The following is an 18,603-nucleotide window of genomic DNA, read 5'->3' on the forward strand; positions in this document are numbered from 1 at the left end:
ATCCATGCAAGACACCCCTCTCATTATTGGTTCACGTTCTTTTCAATCTCGTTTATTGGTAGGAACTGGCAAATATAAAGACTTAAATGAAACGGATTTAGCTATTCAAGCCAGTGGTGCAGAAATTGTAACTGTCGCAATTCGTCGTGTGAATATTGGACAAAATCCAGATCAACCGAATTTACTTTCAGTCATCCCACCAGAAAAATATACAATTTTGCCAAATACCGCAGGTTGTTTTGATGCTGATAGCGCAGTACGCACATGTATGTTAGCGCGTGAACTTCTAGATGGTCACAACTTGGTAAAACTCGAAGTTTTAGGTGATGAAAAAACCTTATATCCAAATGTAACCGAGACTTTAAAAGCCGCTCGTACTTTGATTGATGACGGTTTTGAGATTATGGTCTACACGTCTGATGACCCAATCATTGCTCAAGAACTTGAAAGTATGGGCTGTGTCGCAATTATGCCTTTAGGTAGCTTGATTGGTTCAGGTTTAGGTATCTTAAATCCGCACACTATTTCAATTATTAAAGAAAATGCGAAAGTACCTGTCCTAGTCGATGCAGGCGTTGGTACAGCAAGTGATGCCGCTATTGCAATGGAACTCGGTTGTGACGGCGTGCTCATGAATACAGCGATTGCAGCTGCGCAAAACCCTATTTTAATGGCTTCTGCCATGAAAAAAGCTGTTGAAGCAGGACGTGAAGCATTTTTAGCTGGTCGTATGTCACGTAAACGCATGGCAAATGCAAGCTCACCAGAGACTGGTTATTTCTTTAAATAATCTATTTCTTGTGAGAATACAGCCTTAATTGCCGTTGTAACTTTAATGCAACTTGTATAGGCATGTTACTTTTCAAAGATGAAAAGTAACAAAAATCTTTTGTTTCGCTGATATTACATCCATGTAATACAGCGAAACGGTGGCATCCATGCCACCTCACGATAGTTACCGCTTACGAAAGTTTAACTTAAGTAAGGCTAAGCCACTTGTTCATCACGTTTAAATACCAACTCTTTTGCAGATGAGTTATCAGCATCAAAGTAGTAACCCTCTGTATTAAATGCTTTGATGTCTTCAGCTTTATTTAATTGGTTTTCAACAATAAAACGAGCCATTAAACCGCGTGCTTTTTTCGCATAGAAACTAATGACTTTATATTTGCCATTTTTCTGATCAAGGAAAACGGGCTTCACAATTTCAGCCTTAATTTTCTTTTCATTGACAGACTTGTAATATTCATCTGAAGCTAGATTTACCAACAATTCAGATTTAATTGCGGCCAAGTCTTCATTAATCTGGTTAGTGATGATATCACCCCAAAATTCATACAAATTATGGCCACGCGTATTTTTTAATTTAGTGCCCATCTCTAAACGATAAGGCATCATTAAATCTAAAGGACGCAATAAACCATATAGACCAGAGAGCATACGCAAATGCTGCTGTGCAAAATCAATATCTTTGTCATTTAAATGATAAGCATCTAAACCAGTATAAACATCACCTTTAAATGCATAGATTGCTTGGCGAGCATTTGAGAAATTAAATTCGGGATTCCAATCTCTAAAACGATCTGCATTGAGTGTGGCAATTTTTTCACTAACACTCATTAAAGTCGCAATTTCCGAAGCGGAAAGTTTGCGGCAAACATCAATTAATTGTGCTGAGTTTTCTAATAAGCGCGGCTGAGTAAACTCATCTGTAGGTAACGCTGTTTCATAATCTAAAGTTTTTGCAGGAGAAATTAAAGCAAGCATAGACAACCTGAAAAAATTATTCTTAATACCAACTATAACAGTAGATATTTTTTAATGCTAACTCGTGTTTTCAATGACGACTATCGGTAAAATAGGAATACGTATTGTTATTTATCGATTCTTATATGTCTGAGCAAATTTTCATTCAGGGTCCAGTTGGTAAAATTGAACTTTTTGTAGACCGCCCTGAAGGTGAAATCAAAGGCTTTGCGGTTGTTTGCCATCCGCATCCATTGCAAGGTGGAACTCCTCAACATAAAGTCCCTGCTCTTTTAACCCAAATCTTTAATGAATATGGTTGTATTGTTTACCGCCCAAGTTTCCGTGGTTTAGGTGGTAGTGAAGGCATTCATGATGAAGGTCATGGTGAAACCGAAGATATTTTAGGTGTCATTGAACACGTTCGTAAGCTTCATGAAGGCTTGCCGTTCTATGCAGGCGGTTTTAGCTTCGGCTCACATGTTTTGGCAAAATGTTATGCGCAGCTTAGTCCAGAATTACAACCAGTACAGTTAATTTTGTGCGGCTTACCAACAGCGACTGTAGTGGGCTTACGTCACTATAAAACTCCAGAAATTCAAGGTGATATTCTACTCATTCATGGTGAGCAAGATGACATTACCTTACTTTCAGATGCAATTGCATGGGCAAAACCACAGAAGCATCCAATTACGATTTTACCTGGCGCTAACCACTTCTTTACAGGTTATTTAAAACAGCTTCGTCAAATCATTACACGCTTTATTATCATGAAATAAAGTGTATTTGATGGGCATAGATTGAGTCTATGTCCATCATTTCATAAGCACAGTAACTGCTAAAAATTATTCCAACTTAACCCAAAACGCGCTAAATATTTTTTTACTCGGTCGCTATCATTTGTTGTATTACGTTGTTGGCGAGATACCGAAAAGAGTTGTCTTCCCGCCTCTGCCATTGATTTTGAATTTTCACAGACTTTGAGCACACCTCGTAATTGAATCTGATCAAATTCATCTATTTGCTCTATTTGTTTAGAATCCAAATAGTTCAACAAAATATCTATATTTTTATCATTGTAAGATTCACCCTGAATAAGCCAAAGTTGCTTTAGGCGCTCAATTTCTTTTTCTACAGCCTCACGACGAATTAACTCACCTTGAGATAAAGTTGCCAAACGAGTTACGCTCGCTGCTAAATCTCTAAAATTTCCTTGCCATGATGCATCTGCCGATTTAGCAAACTTTAAATATGTTTCTAATGCATCACGTTGAAAACGTAATTGTCTTTGATGAATTGCAGCAAAACGCTGTAACTCAAAATCAATATTGGGTGCAATATCCTCTACACGATCTTTTAAATTAGGTAAAAAGAATGTCCACGTATTCAAACGAGCCCATAAATCTTCACGAAATCGGCCAGCTTGAACTTCATTACGCAAATCACGGTTAGTACCCGCTATTAGCTGAAAATCGGCCTGAATTTCCTTATCACTTCCAACAGGAAAAAAGCTTTTGTCTTCTAGTGCTTTTAGCAGCATAGCTTGTTCATCAAGTCCCAATTCACCAATTTCATCTAAAAATAAAATGCCTTGGTCAGCACTTTTTAATAAACCAGCACGAGATGCAGCTGCGCCTGTAAATGCACCTTTTATATGACCAAATAAGGTCGACATGGCACTATCACCACGTAAGGTTGCACAGTTAACATCGATAAAACGGCCGCTTAATTGAAATTTATCTTTCTTTAACTGAAAAATTTGTTTTGCCAAATGAGACTTACCAACCCCTGTTGCCCCCATAATTAAAATAGGTGCACTAGAGCGGGTTGCAACTAATTCAACTTCCTCAATAAGCTGATTAAACGCTTTATTATGAGTAGAAATATTGGCTTTAAGTTGTTGCCAATTTTGCTTTTGCTCATCATCGAAGCGCTGTTTTAAAACATCGTATCGAGATAAGTCCAGATCAATAATTCTATATTCACCTTCTGATGTCTTGTGTTGGTTAGGTGAACTTTGAATGAGTTGAGCTGGCAAATAATGTGCATCTACCAATAAATACCAACAAATTTGAGCAACATGCGTTCCTGTCGTGATATGCAGTAAATAGTTATTTTTTTCGACATCAAACGGATAGGTTTTTACAAAGTCATAGAGTGCACCATAAACTTCAGCAAAATCCCAAGGATCTTTAATACTTACCTTATGTCCAGAAACCTCAGTTTGTGGAGAGATTTCTTGAGCATCTGCTGCTATAGATTTAACTAAACTATGATGTTGTCGATCATGTAACAATACCAATTCATCTACAAGCAAATCTTCATGCATTAACAGGCTAAGTGTAGGACGCCAACGCTGCCAGCGATCTGGCCTTCTCCCCTGATCAAGTGTAGAACCGACAAAGCCAATAACAACTGTTTTCTTTGCATCCGCCATAATTTCTATAAAATTTTATAAGTGTCTATAATATACAATACGCATTTGACTAAAAAATTCCAAGAATATGCTTCATTTTACTTTTTTAGGCACATCTTCAGGTGTACCGACCCTGACACGTAATGTTTCAGGATTAGCAGTTCGTAACAGCAAAAATAAGGACTGGATTTTAATTGATGCTGGCGAAGGGACACAGCACCGTATTCAACAAGCTAAACTTTCACTACAAAACCTAGTTGCCATTTGTATTACACATGTTCACGGCGACCATTGTTATGGTCTAGTTGGTTTATTAGCAAGTGCAGGCATGAATGCCCGTAGCAAACCCTTAATCGTGATTGCACCGAAAGAAATTCAGCAATGGTTTGAAATCACTGCCCAACTTACAGATTTACATTTACCCTATTCCCTTCAATTCATTGATGTAAATGAAGCAACGCAGCCACAACAAATCACTGACGAATTCATTGTTCAAGCACATCCACTAAGCCATCGTGTTCCAAGTTTTGCTTTTAGCATTTATATCAAATCTATTCAGAAGAAGTTAGATACCCAAGCTCTAACTCAGCTTGGCGTACCTCAAGGCGATATGTGGGGCCATTTGAAACGAGGCTACAATATTGAATTTAAAGGACAAACCTTAAAAGCTGAAGACTTTATCAAAATTCAAAATCAACAAGTTCATGCAATTATAGGTGGTGATAATGATCAACCAGAACTATTAGCTGACGCTTGCAAAGATGCTCAACTCCTTATTCATGAGTCCACATACTTACAAACCGTTTTAGATAAAGTCGGCAAAGGTCCAATGCATAGCTCAGCAAAAATGGTGGCTGAATTTGCAGAAGAGCAATCTTTAAGCAATTTAATTCTGACGCATTTTAGCCCCCGACATCAGGATAAAGTTGGGCAGCAAGCTATTACTGAAGAAGTTCTCCAGTTTTATAAAGGTCATTTTTATTTAGCCAATGATTTTGATGAATTTACTTTAAATGAAGCTGGACAGCTTTTAAAAGTCGATAGAAATCATAAATACCATTAAATACACATATCCAAAAAGATATTTAAATATATTTTTAGATATCTTTTAAATATTAAAATTTCCAACAGAAATTAGTTACGCAGAAAGAATAATTATTTTTATATATTATTTTCAATAACTTATATTTTTAATTAAGTATATTTTTAAAAGTTGGCACACTCAGTGCAATAGTAAAAAGCACACAACATCATTCGGATATTGTGAATAACACCTGCCTGCAAACGCTTGGCAGGCAGGCTTTGAAAGGAAAAGAAAATGTCTGTCATTGAAGAAATTAAACAACAAGCTCAGTTTGAACAAAAGCAGCAACAACGTTCTTATGAAGTTCTGCAAAATGAAAAAAGTATGCCAGTCAAAATGTGGACTAAAGGCGTGCTTGTTGATGACAACTCAAAACAACAATTATTACAAACAGCACAAATGCCTTTTATTTATAAATGGATGGCTGTAATGCCAGATGTACACTTCGGTTTAGGAGCAACTATTGGTAGCGTGATTCCAACCAAAGGGGCAATTATTCCTGCTGCTGTGGGTGTAGATATTGGTTGTGGAATGATGGCAACCCGTACAAGCTTAACTGCTTCAGATTTACCAGATAACTTACATGCTCTACGTACTGAACTTGAGCGATTAATTCCCCATGGAATGACTAAGCGCGGACGTGATCGTGGTTCATGGGAAACTCCACCAGAAATGGTAGATCAAGCTTGGACCGATCTGGTTGCAGATTTTGAATACATTTGTGCAAAACATCCACGCTTGAAAAACACCAATAACCGCAAGCACTTGGGAACTTTAGGTACTGGAAACCACTTTGTTGAAATCTGTTTAGATGAGCATGATCATGTTTGGATTATGTTGCACTCAGGTTCTCGTGGTGTAGGAAATGCTATCGGTAATCATTTTATCGAACTTGCCCGTAAAGACATGCAGAAGCATTTCATTAATTTGCCAAATAAAGATTTAGCATACCTAGTAGAAGGAACTGAACACTTTGATGATTACTGGTTTGCTGTAGGTTGGGCTCAACGCTTTGCGATGAAGAACCGAGAAATCATGATGCAATCTGCGATTAAAGCCTTGGCTACTATTGTACCAAAGCCTTTTCAGGCACGTTTGGAAGCAGTGAATTGTCACCATAACTATGTGGAAAAGGAAGAACACTACGGTGAAGAAGTAATGGTCACTCGTAAAGGTGCAGTCCGTGCGCGTCTAGGTGAATACGGAATTATTCCAGGTTCAATGGGTGCGAAATCATTTATTGTACGTGGACTTGGAAATCAGGAATCTTTCTGTTCATGTTCGCATGGTGCAGGCCGTGTTATGAGCCGTACTGAAGCAAAACGACGTTTTACTGTAGAAGATCAAATTGCCCAAACTGAAGGTGTGGAATGCCGTAAAGATGCTGCTGTAATTGATGAAATTCCATCGGCATATAAACCGATTGAAGATGTAATGAAAGCACAAAGCGATTTGGTTGAAGTGGTTTATACATTAAGACAAGTGGTGTGTGTTAAGGGTTAATTTTTATTTTTACGAGAGAAAAAATCATGATTGATGTAGATGCAAAATTCGTTAAAAATCCAACATACAACTTAATTATGTATATGAAGAAATATTGTGAAGATAAGATTACTAAAAAAGTAGTGTTGCTTTTTGGCAACTTACAAACCCACTTCAACAAGTTATTCTATACTATTGGTTTTATTCATGAAATTCAAAAAAATGAAGAATTTATGAAGAACTACAATAAAACAGGTCTTATCGGTATCCAAAATGTAGAATATTGCTATTATAAAATTAGTACTATTTTTGATATTGCTTATCAAATAGCAGATATATTAGTGTTTCCTAACAATAAGAAGCAAAAAAATAGGTATCAATATTTAGAAAATAAATTTATCGAATACTCGAACAACCTTAATCACCTTAATATACAATGGTATAAAAATATTAATCTCATTCGCAATAAGATTACACATGGAGGAATTAAAGTTACACCTTTTTATATAAGTGAAAATCCTTTATTTGGAAAAAGGCTATGTTTCCAAGCATATAATTTAGACTTAGATGACTTGACCATTCCAAATTATTGCTATACAAATTTTTATAATAATTCTATCAATTTTAGCGACAACTACTTTGCATTTCACACTCATGCTTTGTATTGTTACTTAAAAGATTTTTTTGATTTTATTATTTTTGAATTTAATAAAAATCTAAAATATGATCTTAATGATTTAACTTTAGCAAATGATTGTATGGGACTTGGAGAGCTCCAAAAAAATTGGGCATTATCAAGTGTAGATATATTTAAAGAAATCACTAAAGAGATGATTATTTTAGATCAAAATAAAGGAAGATTTTTCTCTAATCAAATTGATAAAAATGTTACTGATGAAGTGATATTACAATACGATTTTTTTAAAATTCTACATAATTCTGAGAATTGTTTCATTACTGAAGAAGAATATAAAAAATGAAACTCGCAGAAGCACTTTTACTTCGAAGCGATCAACAAAAAAAGCTCGCTTCGTTAAAACAACGAATCAATGCCAATGTATTGGTACAAGAAGGCGATGAACCTAGTGAAGATCCAAATGAGCTAATCAAACAAGTATTCGCTTTAACTCAGGAAAGCAATCAATTGATTTGTCGTATTCATTTGACCAATGCACAAGCAAAACTGGAAGATGGCAAAGTATTATTGTCTCTATTAAGCTTGCGCGATAATTATGCTGAACAGCATAAGATTTTAATCGATGCAATTGCTAATACACATCGAGAACCTGATCGTTATAGCTCACGTGAAATTAAGTGGAAGAAAGTCATTCCTGTTTCTAACTTACAAAAGCAGGCGGATGATATCAGTGCGAAACTACGTGACTTAAACGTAAAAATTCAGGCTGCTAATTGGCAAATTGATCTAATCGATTAAACAATAGATTTTGTGAAATCATTTTCACAATCAAAGTTTGGACATACTGGGCGAGTACAAGATCCTGCATTACTCCGATCTGAGGGATTGAAAATAATTCAGGCGGCTATGGCAGCATGTGAGCCGTGCATCGATATTCACTTATCAGGCTCAGCACTATGCACCTAGCAAACCTTTGTCAAAAGCAAAGTCACGCGTTACTTCGCATTACCATGTACTGACAGTATGTTCATTAAATTAGAAAATAAGGAAAATAGAAGTGAATACAGTTTTGGCAAATATGCCAAAAGCCATTCAAATTGATGGCTCACAAGGTGAAGGTGGTGGACAGATTTTAAGAACTGCCCTTGCGCTTTCAATGATTACAGGCCAACCGTTTGAATTAATTAATATACGTGCAGGACGTAAAAAACCAGGTTTAATGCGCCAGCATTTAGTTTGCGTACAGGCATCTCAACAAATTAGCCAAGCTTATGTGGAAGGCGCTGAATTACATAGCCAGCGTTTATATTTTGCACCTCAGCATGTTCAAAGTGGTAAATATCAATTTCAAATTGGTTCAGCGGGTAGTACAACACTGGTTTTACAAACGCTTCTACCTGTTTTGTTATTACAAAATGAAGCTAGCGAACTCACCATTTCAGGCGGTACACATAATCCACTTGCACCAACAGCAGATTTTATTGAACATTGCTTTTTACCTGCTCTAGCGAAGATTGGAATTAACGTAAATTTTAAATTAAATAAAGCTGGCTTCTTTCCAATTGGTGCGGGTGAAATTCAAGTTACCATTCAGCCATGGCAAAATCGAAACAAGCTAAATTTATTAGATCGTGGTGTTTTACAAAGCAATGAGGCTTTTGCAGCAGTATTAAATCTTTCAGAAGAAGCACAAATTGCACAACGCGAATTAACCACATTAAGTAAAAAGCTAAACTTAAGCTCTCAGCAGCAATTTCATTTAAATGGAATTAGCCAAGGCAATACAGTATATGTGAAAGTTACTCATCAATATCACAGCCAACTATTTACAGCTTTAGGTGAGAAGAGCAAAAGTGCAGAGCAAATAGCTGATCATTTAGCAAAAGATGTAAAGCTATATTTATCTTCGCAGGCTGTTGTAGATGAATATTTGGCAGACCAGTTACTGCTACCTTTAACATTAGGTCAAGGGGGTGAATTCACCGCACAATGTATTAGCGAACACACTCGTACTCAAGCGGCCATGATTGAAAAATTTATTGATTGTGAAATCGAGTTTGTTGAGTTAAATCCAGATCATTTTCATGTAAAGGTTAAAATTTAAGAAGCTCATAACTGAGCTTCTTATTTCTTAAAAAATTACTCTACAGATGCCAAAGCGGTTACCAGTAGCTTCCAGCATTTCTCTACAGTATCTACTTTTACTCGTTCGCCCGGCGCATGCGCCCCTTGAATATCCGGGCCAAAAGAAACCATCTGTAAATGTGGATAATGTTCAGCAATAATCCCACATTCTAAACCCGCATGAATTACTTTTAGATTTGGTTCAATATTAAACGCATTTTGATAGGCTTGTTGTAGGCACTTTAAAGCCGCCGAGTCAGGGTTTGGTGTCCATCCTGAAACTAACGGTGTGAGTATAGAGGTGATATTAAATTGACTAAAATGTGCCTGAATTTTTTCTGCAAAATCTTGAGCTTCTTGGTTCACCATTGAGCGAACCATTAAAACAGCTTTTCCGCCTTCTCTATTTAGTCTCACCACTCCAATATTATTTGAAGTCTCAACCACATCTGGGAGAGCTTGACTCATACTTGCAACGCCATAAGGACTTGTTGCTAAAGCTTGTAACCACTCGTTTTGCTGTTGTTGAGTAATCACTTCAGTCACTTCAGTCACTTCAGCACTATTAGGCTGAATAATTAATTGCAGATTGTCATCAATACCTTGTAGCTGTTTTTTCCATGCTGTTTGATATTCATCGAGTAATTTTTCTAATTCAGGCAATTGGTTAGGCGAAATTGCAATAGTCGCTACAGCTTCTCTCGGTAAAGCATTACGGGCCGTACCACCTGTAAACTCAACAAGATGCCCACCAAGTGAGTCTAAATATTGATTTAAAAAGCGAGCCAAAATAACGTTAGCATTGCCACGTCCTAAATGAATATCTACGCCAGAGTGACCACCTTTAAGACCAGCTACCTGAATATTCATAATATTCAAATTTTCAGGGATTGGTTCATAACTAAGCGGCTGCTCTACTTCAACATCAATACTGCCAGCACATCCGAGATATAACTCGCCCCACTCTTCTGTATCAATATTAAATAACCATTTTCCTTTTAGTACACCTGCCTGTAAAAGCCGTGCACCACTCATACCCGCTTCCTCATCAACTGTTAAAAGAACTTCAATTGGTCCATGAGCAATATCATTTGAATCTAATACAGCTAAAGCTAAGGCTACGCCAATGCCATTATCGGCACCTAAAGTAGTATCTTTAGCAATTAACCAGCCATCTTCGAGGACTGGACAAATCGGGTCTTTAAAGAAATCATGTACTGTGCCAGTGTTAGCTTGTGTGACCATATCTAAGTGGCCTTGAAGAATAACGCCAGACACATGTTCTTTACCCGTGGTCGCATTCTTACGGATAATTAAATTACCAACTTCATCTACGTAAGTTTCTAAATTTCGACTTTCAGCCCAGTTTTTTAAAAACTCACGAAGCTGCTGTTCGTGCTTTGAGGGACGTGGAATAGTGCAAAGTGTTTGAAAATGCTGCCAAACCACTTGAGGAGATAAGTTCGAAAAATCAAATGGCACCATATATTTATACTCTCACAAATATTCTTAATAAACGTAGGTTTATTGAAAGATAAGAATTTATCAGCGCAGTTTTAGCTTTTTATTAAAATCGACGCTGATAAATTAAAAAAATGACTTTAAATGTAGAATATATTAGGTATAAAAATCAAAGCTAAATTTCGCGAACCAAACGGAATCCCCACATAATTGAACGAGCTTGTGAAGTTACATACGCATTACGATAAGCAGTTCGCACGTTATAAGTGTTATATATCCATGCCCCTCCACGTAAAACTGGGAAATTACACTGTCCATTATTTTCTTCACCCCAGCGACGATTCACACTAGGAGCATTTTCATAATTTGAGTGCCAGCAGTCATCCACCCATTCTCGTGCGTTGGCACTCATATCATATAAACCAAAATTGTTTGGTAAAAACTTTCCGACTGGTGACGTAAATGCATAACCATCCGTGCATTTAAATAGACTCCAACCACTGGTTTGGGGTAATGCTGCCGCTGTAGATGGATCTAATACATTTGCATATTTACAAGCTTGGTCAAGATTAAGGTCATCTCCCCAATAATACGCTGTTGTCGTTCCAGCACGCGCCGCATATTCCCACTCAACTTCTGTTGGTAAACGGTAGGTCTGACCTGTTTTTTTAGATAACCATTTCGCAAATTCTCTTCCATCTTCACGGCGTACACATACAACAGGATCCTGAGGTGTTTGATTCATACCCGAATTATTCGGATTTAAATCATCTCGATACCACATATTGAAGACACCATTGCGTGTTTCCCAATTACGACATCCTTCGACTTCCCAGCCAGTTTCTTTTTGGAAAGCCTGAAACTCAGCAATTGTTGTTTCATAAGTTGACATTGCAAATGGTTTTTCGACTTGTACTAAGTGCTGAGGTAATTCGTATGGTCGAGATTGAGCCGGTACATTTTGTTGCTCTTGCTCATTTATATTTCCACCCATTAAAAAGCTACCAGCTGGAATAACCGTCATTTCCGGACAAAAACTATCTGAACAATCTTTGAATTTAGACTTTGCTAGAGTTGATTGATTAATATTGGTATTGGTTAATGAGGCTAATTTAATTTCAGGATTCATATTTGGCGGGTTATTGATTTGACGAATTAATAAATTAATTGTTCCCTGCCATTCACTTAACATTTCCCTTAGCATGGCAGGTCGTTCAATGCTTACGCCTGTTCCATCATAGTCTGGAGCATTACACCTTGCTCTTAATACAGTTGACTCATCAGTAAGCTGAGCTAGTTTCGGAATAATTTGATTATCAAGAAAAACTCCTAAATTATTTGAACTAGCGATATTGGCTCTTAGTTCTGCCGCTGATTTTTGAGCAATTGCTGCCTCACTGATCACTTTAGAATAAACACTATCACACTGATTTTCTTGCCATACTAGATTTTGCTTAAGATTCTCTAAAGAAGTAATTGTTCCTTCTAGCAACTTCTGGTTTGTTGAGTTTATGGTCGTATCTTTATCATCACTATTACACGCTGATAATAAGGAGATAATCAATATACCAAAGCCTTTTGAATAATTACTGGAAATTATGTTCATGTTAATTCTCTGTAAAATAATATAAATAAGAAGAGGAAATTGAGTAGTTCTTTGTTAAAAAGCATTTTTAAATTAATAGAAAATTAGTTCAAAATTCAAACAATATTATTTTTTCGTTTGTTAATTTTTATTAAATAATGTCACTACAAAAATAAATAATTCTTATCAATATTAATAAATAAAAAGGGTGAACAAATATGTTCACCCTTACTTCATAAAATATATTTAATTGATCAAGACTTCCAAACAAATTGGGAAAAACTCTGATCGGCTTTCAAACTATTTTCAACGGCCTGTGCAAGCTGGCGAATAATGCTTTGTGTTTCAATTTTCTCAAACCAGTCTTGTTCTTCATCTGGATTGGCAGAAATTTCACACATCAGGTGTCCATCATGTTCTGTTTTTTGACAAGTAATAGACAAAGGTAAAAGATGATTATCAATACTCACTTCTACCTTTTCATGTTCATGCACAATATGCTGTGCATCGAAACCATAATGCCCCAATTGTTTAAATAATAAAGCCGCTACATATTCTTGAGTGATATGGCATTCATTTGGTGGATGATCAAGCACCCCATGTTGTGGGCAACTGGCAATAAATTGTAATTTTTTCATCCTTTGTCCTAACACTATTATCATTATCTGCACTTAGCATAAGCAATAAACAAACAGCAGCCAAGCTTTTAGCTCGCTGCTGCCGTTGCTATTGTGTTAGCAATTATAAAATGTGTTAGGTAAAAAGTTATTGGCTAACTTCGATTGTTAAACCTGCACGATTCGCCAACTCAGTGAAAGTTGGGAAACTTGTAGCAACGGTTTCAGTACCATGAATTGTAATCGGACCAGAATTACGAAGACCTGCCATACTAAAACTCATAGCAATACGGTGGTCGTGGTGTGATTCAATTTCACCACCAGTGAAGATTGGTGACCAATCACCAGATTTGCCTTTACCTTCGATAATGATGCCATCTTCAGTTGGCGTACAGTCAATACCCATGATTTTTAAGCCATCTGCCATGACCTGAATACGGTCAGATTCTTTCACACGAAGTTCTGCCGCACCAGTTAATACTGTTTGGCCTTCGGCACAAGCCGCTGCAATAAATAAAGCTGGGAATTCATCAATTGCTAAAGGTACTTGGTCTTCAGGCATATGAATACCTTTAAGTGTGCGTGAACCTTTAATATGAATATCAGCAATAGGTTCGCCACCAGCAATACGTTCATTTTCAACAGTCAGATCTGCACCCATCTGTTTTAAAATTTCAATTACACCAGTACGTGTTGGATTAATACCTACTGCCTCAAGCACAACGTCTGAACCTTCTGTGATTGCAGCACCCACCATAAAGAAAGCAGCAGATGAAATATCAGATGGAACTTGAATATCAGTACCTACTAATTTTCCGCCACCAACGAGTGAAATCTTGTTGCTTTCAGTTTTAACTTCATAACCAAATGCACGAAGCATGCGCTCTGTGTGGTCACGAGTTGGTTCTGGTTCAGTTACCGAAGTTTCGCCTTCAGCCCACAAACCAGCAAGTAAAATACCTGATTTCACCTGAGCAGATGCCATAGGTAAATCGTATTGAATGCCTTTTAATTGCTGGCTACCCGTAATACTTACAGGTGGTGTACCTTTCTCACCTGTTGTTTGAATTTGCGCACCCATTAAACGTAAGGGTTTAGCAATACGCTCCATTGGACGTTTAGAAAGTGATGCATCACCTGTCATAACAGAATCAAACTTTTGTGCAGAAAGCATACCTGAAAGTAAACGCATGCTTGTACCAGAGTTACCCATATACAATGCACTTGCTGGTGCTTTTAAGCCATGCATACCCACGCCATGAATGGTCACTTCACCATTTTTAGGGCCTTCAATGCTTACACCCATATCACGAAAAGCTTGTAAAGTTGCTAGAGCATCTTCACCTTCTAAGAAGCCAGTTACGTGGGTGGTGCCTTCGGCAATAGCACCAAACATAATGGAGCGATGTGACACAGATTTGTCACCCGGTACGGTAAATTTACCTTTAAATGCCTTATTTCCCGGTAAGATACTGAATTGCTGTGTCACCTTATTTTTCTCCATTAAAGGTTTTTTGGCTAACATATGATTGAAATGTTGGCGTGCTGCCTGAGCATGGCCGAGTAAACCCATTAATGCATGAGAATCTTCGTTTTCAATCAATTTTCTAAGTACGGTAAGTTGCTTTTCGAAGCCATCTACAGCATTTAAGATAGCGGTTTTGTTGGCAAAGAAAATGTCATGCCACATTTGAGGATCACTTGCTGCAATTCGTGAAAAGTCACGGAAACCACCAGCTGCATAACGGAAAATATCCAAGTTATCTTCACGGTTTGCAAGTTGCTCGACCAGATTAAATGCCATTAAATGCGGTAAATGGCTCGTATGTGCCAAAACCTCATCATGCTTGGCAACATCCATACAAATCACTTCAGCTTTAGCAGCCGACCATAGTTGAATCAGTTTATCAACAGCCCATTCTGCACTTGTTGGCAACGGCGTTAAAATCACTTTATGATTTGCAAATAGATCAACCTTACCTGCATGAACACCTGTGTGCTCACTACCAGCAATAGGGTGTCCCGGTACAAAACCTGCTGGTAAATTTTCACCAAATACAGCTTTTGCTGCCTCAACAACATTACCTTTTGTACTTCCCACATCAGTTACAATCGTGGTTTCTGACAAATAAGGCTTAATTTGCTCGAGCACTTTTTGTGTCGCACGTACTGGCAAGGCTAAAACAACTAAATCTGCCCCTTTCACGGCTTCAATAGGATCAGAAAATCCTTCTTGTATTAAGCCAAGTGATTTTGCATCTTCTAAAGTTTTTTTTGAGCGTGTAGATGCAACAACTATTGTCGCCAACTTTTCGGCAACAATAACCCGTGCCAAACTCGACCCGATGAGTCCTAAACCAATAAATGCAACTTTTTTAAATAGGGGTTGTGACATAACTTCAACTTTGCTTTTGCTCAAAGTTATTTAAACCTTTGAGCAATTTGTTTTTAAGCATAATGACATGACCATCTTGATACATGTCATTATTCCAACATGAGTAATTAGAGAACGGCAGCAGGATAAGAACCTAAAATACGAAGCTCTTTTACCATTGGGCGAATATCATTGATTGCAGCAGCAACATTCTCTTGATCGATATGACCTTCTAAATCGATAAAGAATACATATGCCCATTTTTCAGGTAATGCTGGGCGCGTCTCAATACTTGTTAAGCTAATATTATGTTTTGCAAACGGCGCTAAAATTTCTAATAAAGCACCAGCACGGTCATGTGCTGAAATTAATAATGAAGTTTTGTCATTGCCACTTTGTGGAATTTTTTCACGGCCAATGACTAAGAAACGAGTAGTATTTTCCGGATTATCTTCAATATTGCTATGTAAAATTTCAAGGTTATACATGCCTGCTGCAATATCAGATGCAATCGCTGCTGAATGCCATTCGTTACGAATACGACGTGCAGCTTCTGCATTTGAGTTTAAAGCAACACGTTCAACACCCGGATAATGCGCGTCTAACCACTGACGACATTGGGCCAAAGTTTGCTGATGAGCATAAATCTGTTTAATGCTGTCTTTACGTGTATTTTCAGAGACTAAGAATTGATGATGAATACGCAATTCAACTTCACCAATCACATTTAAGTTAGATGTTTTAAAACAATCTAAAGTATGGTTCACAATACCTTCAGATGAGTTTTCAACTGGAACTACACCGTAATGTGCACTACCCGCTTCCACCTCACGGAACACTTCATCAATAGTTGGTAATGGACGAACAACTGCATCCTTACCAAAATGCTTAAGCACAGCAGATTGAGTAAAAGTACCTTCTGGTCCTAAAAATGCAATACTTTGCGGAGCTTCTAAAGCAAGGCAAGCAGACATAATTTCACGGAACAAACGCGCCATAGTAACGTCAGATAAAGGACCTTGGTTACGCTCCATCACTTTACGTAAGACTTGCGCTTCACGTTCAGGACGATAAAACAAAGGATTCTCTTCTGAAGCAAATTTAGCTTTAGCAACAGCTTCAGCAAGGCTTGCGCGGCGATTTAATAATTCTTGAATCTGTTGATCAACACTATCAATATCTTCGCGAATTTGTTCTAAACTAAGAGAAGTCGTTTTGTTTTGATCATCGTTGATCATTGGAATGCAGCCTCAGTAAAATCATCTTTTAAACGAGAGTATAACAATAGTCTGCTTTGATTTGTTAGGCAATATGGCTGTAAGAGCTTTTTTCATTAACCTTTTTGCGGACATTCTTTTGATAGCTTTATTTGATAATGATTTTCATTTATGATTTGAGTAATAAATTTTATTCTTATCTGTTATGCATAAATCATTTTTCTTTTTTTCTTCTAGTTTTATCTTGAGTACTTTAATAAGCAGTAATGTTCTAGCTGAAACGTCTATACAAAATCAATCAAAAATCGTTTTTCAAAATAATCAGGCACAATTCCAAATCAAATCTAAAAATACAGGCCATGATTATCTTATTCAAATTTATAAACCACCTGTTGCCCCACCACAACATGGGTATCCCGTACTATATATACTAGACGGAAATGCAACTTTCCCAAGTGCTGTCAATATTGCTCAGTCGATTGGCGCTGGCTCTACAAAATTAGGACTTGATCCACTTATGATTGTAGCGGTTGGTTATCCTCAGCAAAAAATTTTTGATGTGCAAAAGCGTGCTTACGATTACACACCAAAACCTTCTTCTGAATTTCAGGCTCAAGGTAAATATAAATATGGCGGTGCTGATCAGTTTATTGCATTTTTAAATAACGAACTCAAACCTGAAATTGCACAACAGTTTCCAATTAATAGTCAGCAACAAAGTATCTATGGGCACTCTTTTGGAGGCTTGTTTGTGCTTTATCATTTTTTTCAAAAGCCAGATGCATTTCAACGTTACTTCGCTGCAAGCCCTTCTCTGTGGTTTGACCAAGGTATGTTATTTCAACAGTTAAAGCATTGGCAAAGTCAAAAATCAAATCATCCCTTACTCATGACCACAGTCGGTACACATGAGCAAGGTGGGCCTCGTACTCAATCTAATAATAAGTTTAATGAAACAGATTTCTTTAAAGCTTTAGAAAACAAACGTTCAAACCAATTTAATTATTGGCATTTTTATAATTCTGCTGAGCAACACATTACAAATTTGTATGCGAGCTTGCCTAAAGCCCTTATGTTTGCTTCGTGCAAAGATCTAGAAAGCTGCAAATCTTTATTTGATGAACAGAGTGAGAAGGCAGCGGAATAAGAAATTACTCAAATTTCAAAATGCTGAACTCATCTTAAAGCCTAGATTAGCTATACTGCTTAAAGATGTTAAAAGAACAGTAAAATAGAATGAATAAAATTATTGTCTTAAGTCTACTGAGTCTTGCAAGTTATAGTTTAACGGCTTGTAGCGGTTGTCCAATAATCGCAGGATGTAATGGTACTGATAATTCTCCGTACTATATGACAACTACCAGCAATCAAGTTCGTGGTATTCAAATCCCAGCCCAAACAAAACTGACCTATCGGTCGCAACACTTCCGGCAGAAATTTGAGCAAAAACATGCTTTAAATGAGAAAAATCTATCAGGTATATACTTGCCAGCAGATACAGCAATTATTTGGGGTGGTATGCCAGTAGACATGTTTATACAATTTTCCAATCCTGAAATAAAAGGATTTTCTGTCTATCCAGCACGAGGATTTAAAACAGAATTATCAAATGAGTTTTTACGTTTATGGAAAAGCTGTGAAAGTGATTTAGACATTAACTTAAAGAATCCAAATGACTGGTCATTTAATCCTGAAAATATGGAAATAACAGGTTGTGGCATCAATCAAAAACGTAGCAAATATACCGAAGACTCTTTTCATCAAGATGAAGCCGATGCATTTTTAATAAAGATCAATCAGGCCTTACACAAGTTACCCAAGCAATAAGACTATCCTGTCATTTATCGAACTCACAAATAG

At 37.1% G+C, this 18,603-nt stretch carries 16 protein-coding genes; 9 read left to right on the top strand and 7 right to left on the bottom strand.

What is annotated here, in order from left to right; translation table 11 throughout:
- Positions 1 to 4: 4 nt before the first annotated feature.
- Positions 5 to 790 carry a thiazole synthase gene (locus ABFY81_RS08055; protein WP_001154367.1) on the top strand — a complete coding sequence of 262 codons (786 nt, stop codon included), beginning with the start codon at positions 5 to 7 and terminating at the stop codon, positions 788 to 790.
- 197 nt (positions 791 to 987) lie between these two features.
- Here the strand turns inward: ABFY81_RS08055 and yaaA are convergent, their stop codons facing one another.
- Positions 988 to 1,767, bottom strand: coding sequence for a peroxide stress protein YaaA (gene yaaA, locus ABFY81_RS08060; RefSeq protein WP_347913501.1), 780 nt, complete (start codon positions 1,765 to 1,767; stop codon positions 988 to 990).
- 125 nt (positions 1,768 to 1,892) lie between these two features.
- On the opposite strand from yaaA, the gene ABFY81_RS08065 reads away from it, so the two are divergent.
- Positions 1,893 to 2,525 (top strand): hydrolase, encoded by a 633-nt coding sequence (locus tag ABFY81_RS08065; protein WP_347913502.1) that lies wholly within the window; start codon positions 1,893 to 1,895, stop codon positions 2,523 to 2,525.
- Between the two features lie 59 nt (positions 2,526 to 2,584).
- Here the strand turns inward: ABFY81_RS08065 and rtcR are convergent, their stop codons facing one another.
- On the bottom strand, positions 2,585 to 4,183 hold the full coding sequence (rtcR, locus tag ABFY81_RS08070; RefSeq protein ID WP_347913503.1) for an RNA repair transcriptional activator RtcR: 1,599 nt from the start codon (positions 4,181 to 4,183) through the stop codon (positions 2,585 to 2,587).
- A 67-nt stretch (positions 4,184 to 4,250) separates the two neighbouring features.
- Here rtcR and ABFY81_RS08075 point away from each other — a divergent pair, with 67 nt between their 5' ends.
- The 5 genes from ABFY81_RS08075 (at position 4,251) to rtcA (ending at position 9,469) form a co-directional block, all read left to right on the top strand.
- The gene (locus tag ABFY81_RS08075; RefSeq protein ID WP_347913504.1) at positions 4,251 to 5,225 is read left to right on the top strand and encodes a ribonuclease Z; all 975 of its coding nucleotides are present in this window, start codon (positions 4,251 to 4,253) and stop codon (positions 5,223 to 5,225) included.
- A 255-nt stretch (positions 5,226 to 5,480) separates the two neighbouring features.
- Positions 5,481 to 6,749 carry an RtcB family protein gene (locus ABFY81_RS08080; RefSeq protein WP_347913505.1) on the top strand — a complete coding sequence of 423 codons (1,269 nt, stop codon included), beginning with the start codon at positions 5,481 to 5,483 and terminating at the stop codon, positions 6,747 to 6,749.
- A 26-nt stretch (positions 6,750 to 6,775) separates the two neighbouring features.
- Positions 6,776 to 7,708, top strand: a complete 933-nt coding sequence (locus tag ABFY81_RS08085) for a hypothetical protein (protein ID WP_347913506.1) — start codon at positions 6,776 to 6,778, stop codon at positions 7,706 to 7,708.
- Positions 7,705 to 8,163, top strand: coding sequence for a DIP1984 family protein (locus ABFY81_RS08090; RefSeq protein WP_151762264.1), 459 nt, complete (start codon positions 7,705 to 7,707; stop codon positions 8,161 to 8,163). Before ABFY81_RS08085 ends, ABFY81_RS08090 begins: the two co-directional genes overlap by 4 nt.
- Positions 8,164 to 8,422: 259 nt before the next feature.
- Positions 8,423 to 9,469 (top strand): RNA 3'-terminal phosphate cyclase, encoded by a 1,047-nt coding sequence (gene rtcA / locus ABFY81_RS08095; RefSeq protein ID WP_151762263.1) that lies wholly within the window; start codon positions 8,423 to 8,425, stop codon positions 9,467 to 9,469.
- A gap of 35 nt (positions 9,470 to 9,504) precedes the next feature.
- Here the strand turns inward: rtcA and ABFY81_RS08100 are convergent, their stop codons facing one another.
- The 5 genes from ABFY81_RS08100 to pheA all read right to left on the bottom strand — a co-directional run bounded on the left by ABFY81_RS08100 (position 9,505) and on the right by pheA (position 16,764).
- Positions 9,505 to 10,974, bottom strand: a complete 1,470-nt coding sequence (locus ABFY81_RS08100) for an aminoacyl-histidine dipeptidase (RefSeq protein ID WP_347913507.1) — start codon at positions 10,972 to 10,974, stop codon at positions 9,505 to 9,507.
- Positions 10,975 to 11,125: 151 nt separating this feature from the next.
- Positions 11,126 to 12,556, bottom strand: a complete 1,431-nt coding sequence (locus tag ABFY81_RS08105; RefSeq protein ID WP_171250710.1) for a formylglycine-generating enzyme family protein — start codon at positions 12,554 to 12,556, stop codon at positions 11,126 to 11,128.
- A gap of 233 nt (positions 12,557 to 12,789) precedes the next feature.
- Positions 12,790 to 13,173, bottom strand: a complete 384-nt coding sequence (locus ABFY81_RS08110; protein ID WP_347913508.1) for a hypothetical protein — start codon at positions 13,171 to 13,173, stop codon at positions 12,790 to 12,792.
- A 127-nt stretch (positions 13,174 to 13,300) separates the two neighbouring features.
- Positions 13,301 to 15,547 (bottom strand): bifunctional prephenate dehydrogenase/3-phosphoshikimate 1-carboxyvinyltransferase, encoded by a 2,247-nt coding sequence (locus ABFY81_RS08115; RefSeq protein ID WP_347913509.1) that lies wholly within the window; start codon positions 15,545 to 15,547, stop codon positions 13,301 to 13,303.
- A gap of 107 nt (positions 15,548 to 15,654) precedes the next feature.
- The gene (gene pheA, locus ABFY81_RS08120; RefSeq protein WP_002049199.1) at positions 15,655 to 16,764 is read right to left on the bottom strand and encodes a prephenate dehydratase; all 1,110 of its coding nucleotides are present in this window, start codon (positions 16,762 to 16,764) and stop codon (positions 15,655 to 15,657) included.
- A 184-nt stretch (positions 16,765 to 16,948) separates the two neighbouring features.
- Between pheA and ABFY81_RS08125 the strand changes: the two genes are divergently transcribed.
- Both ABFY81_RS08125 and ABFY81_RS08130 read left to right on the top strand, forming a co-directional pair.
- On the top strand, positions 16,949 to 17,890 hold the full coding sequence (locus ABFY81_RS08125) for an alpha/beta hydrolase-fold protein (RefSeq protein WP_347913510.1): 942 nt from the start codon (positions 16,949 to 16,951) through the stop codon (positions 17,888 to 17,890).
- Between the two features lie 89 nt (positions 17,891 to 17,979).
- The gene (locus ABFY81_RS08130) at positions 17,980 to 18,570 is read left to right on the top strand and encodes a hypothetical protein (RefSeq protein WP_347913511.1); all 591 of its coding nucleotides are present in this window, start codon (positions 17,980 to 17,982) and stop codon (positions 18,568 to 18,570) included.
- The last annotated feature ends 33 nt before the right edge of the window (positions 18,571 to 18,603 follow it).

It is taken from the genome of Acinetobacter sp. WA-87, from assembly GCF_039938935.1.
In the GTDB taxonomy this organism is placed as follows: Bacteria; Pseudomonadota; Gammaproteobacteria; order Pseudomonadales; family Moraxellaceae; genus Acinetobacter; species Acinetobacter seifertii.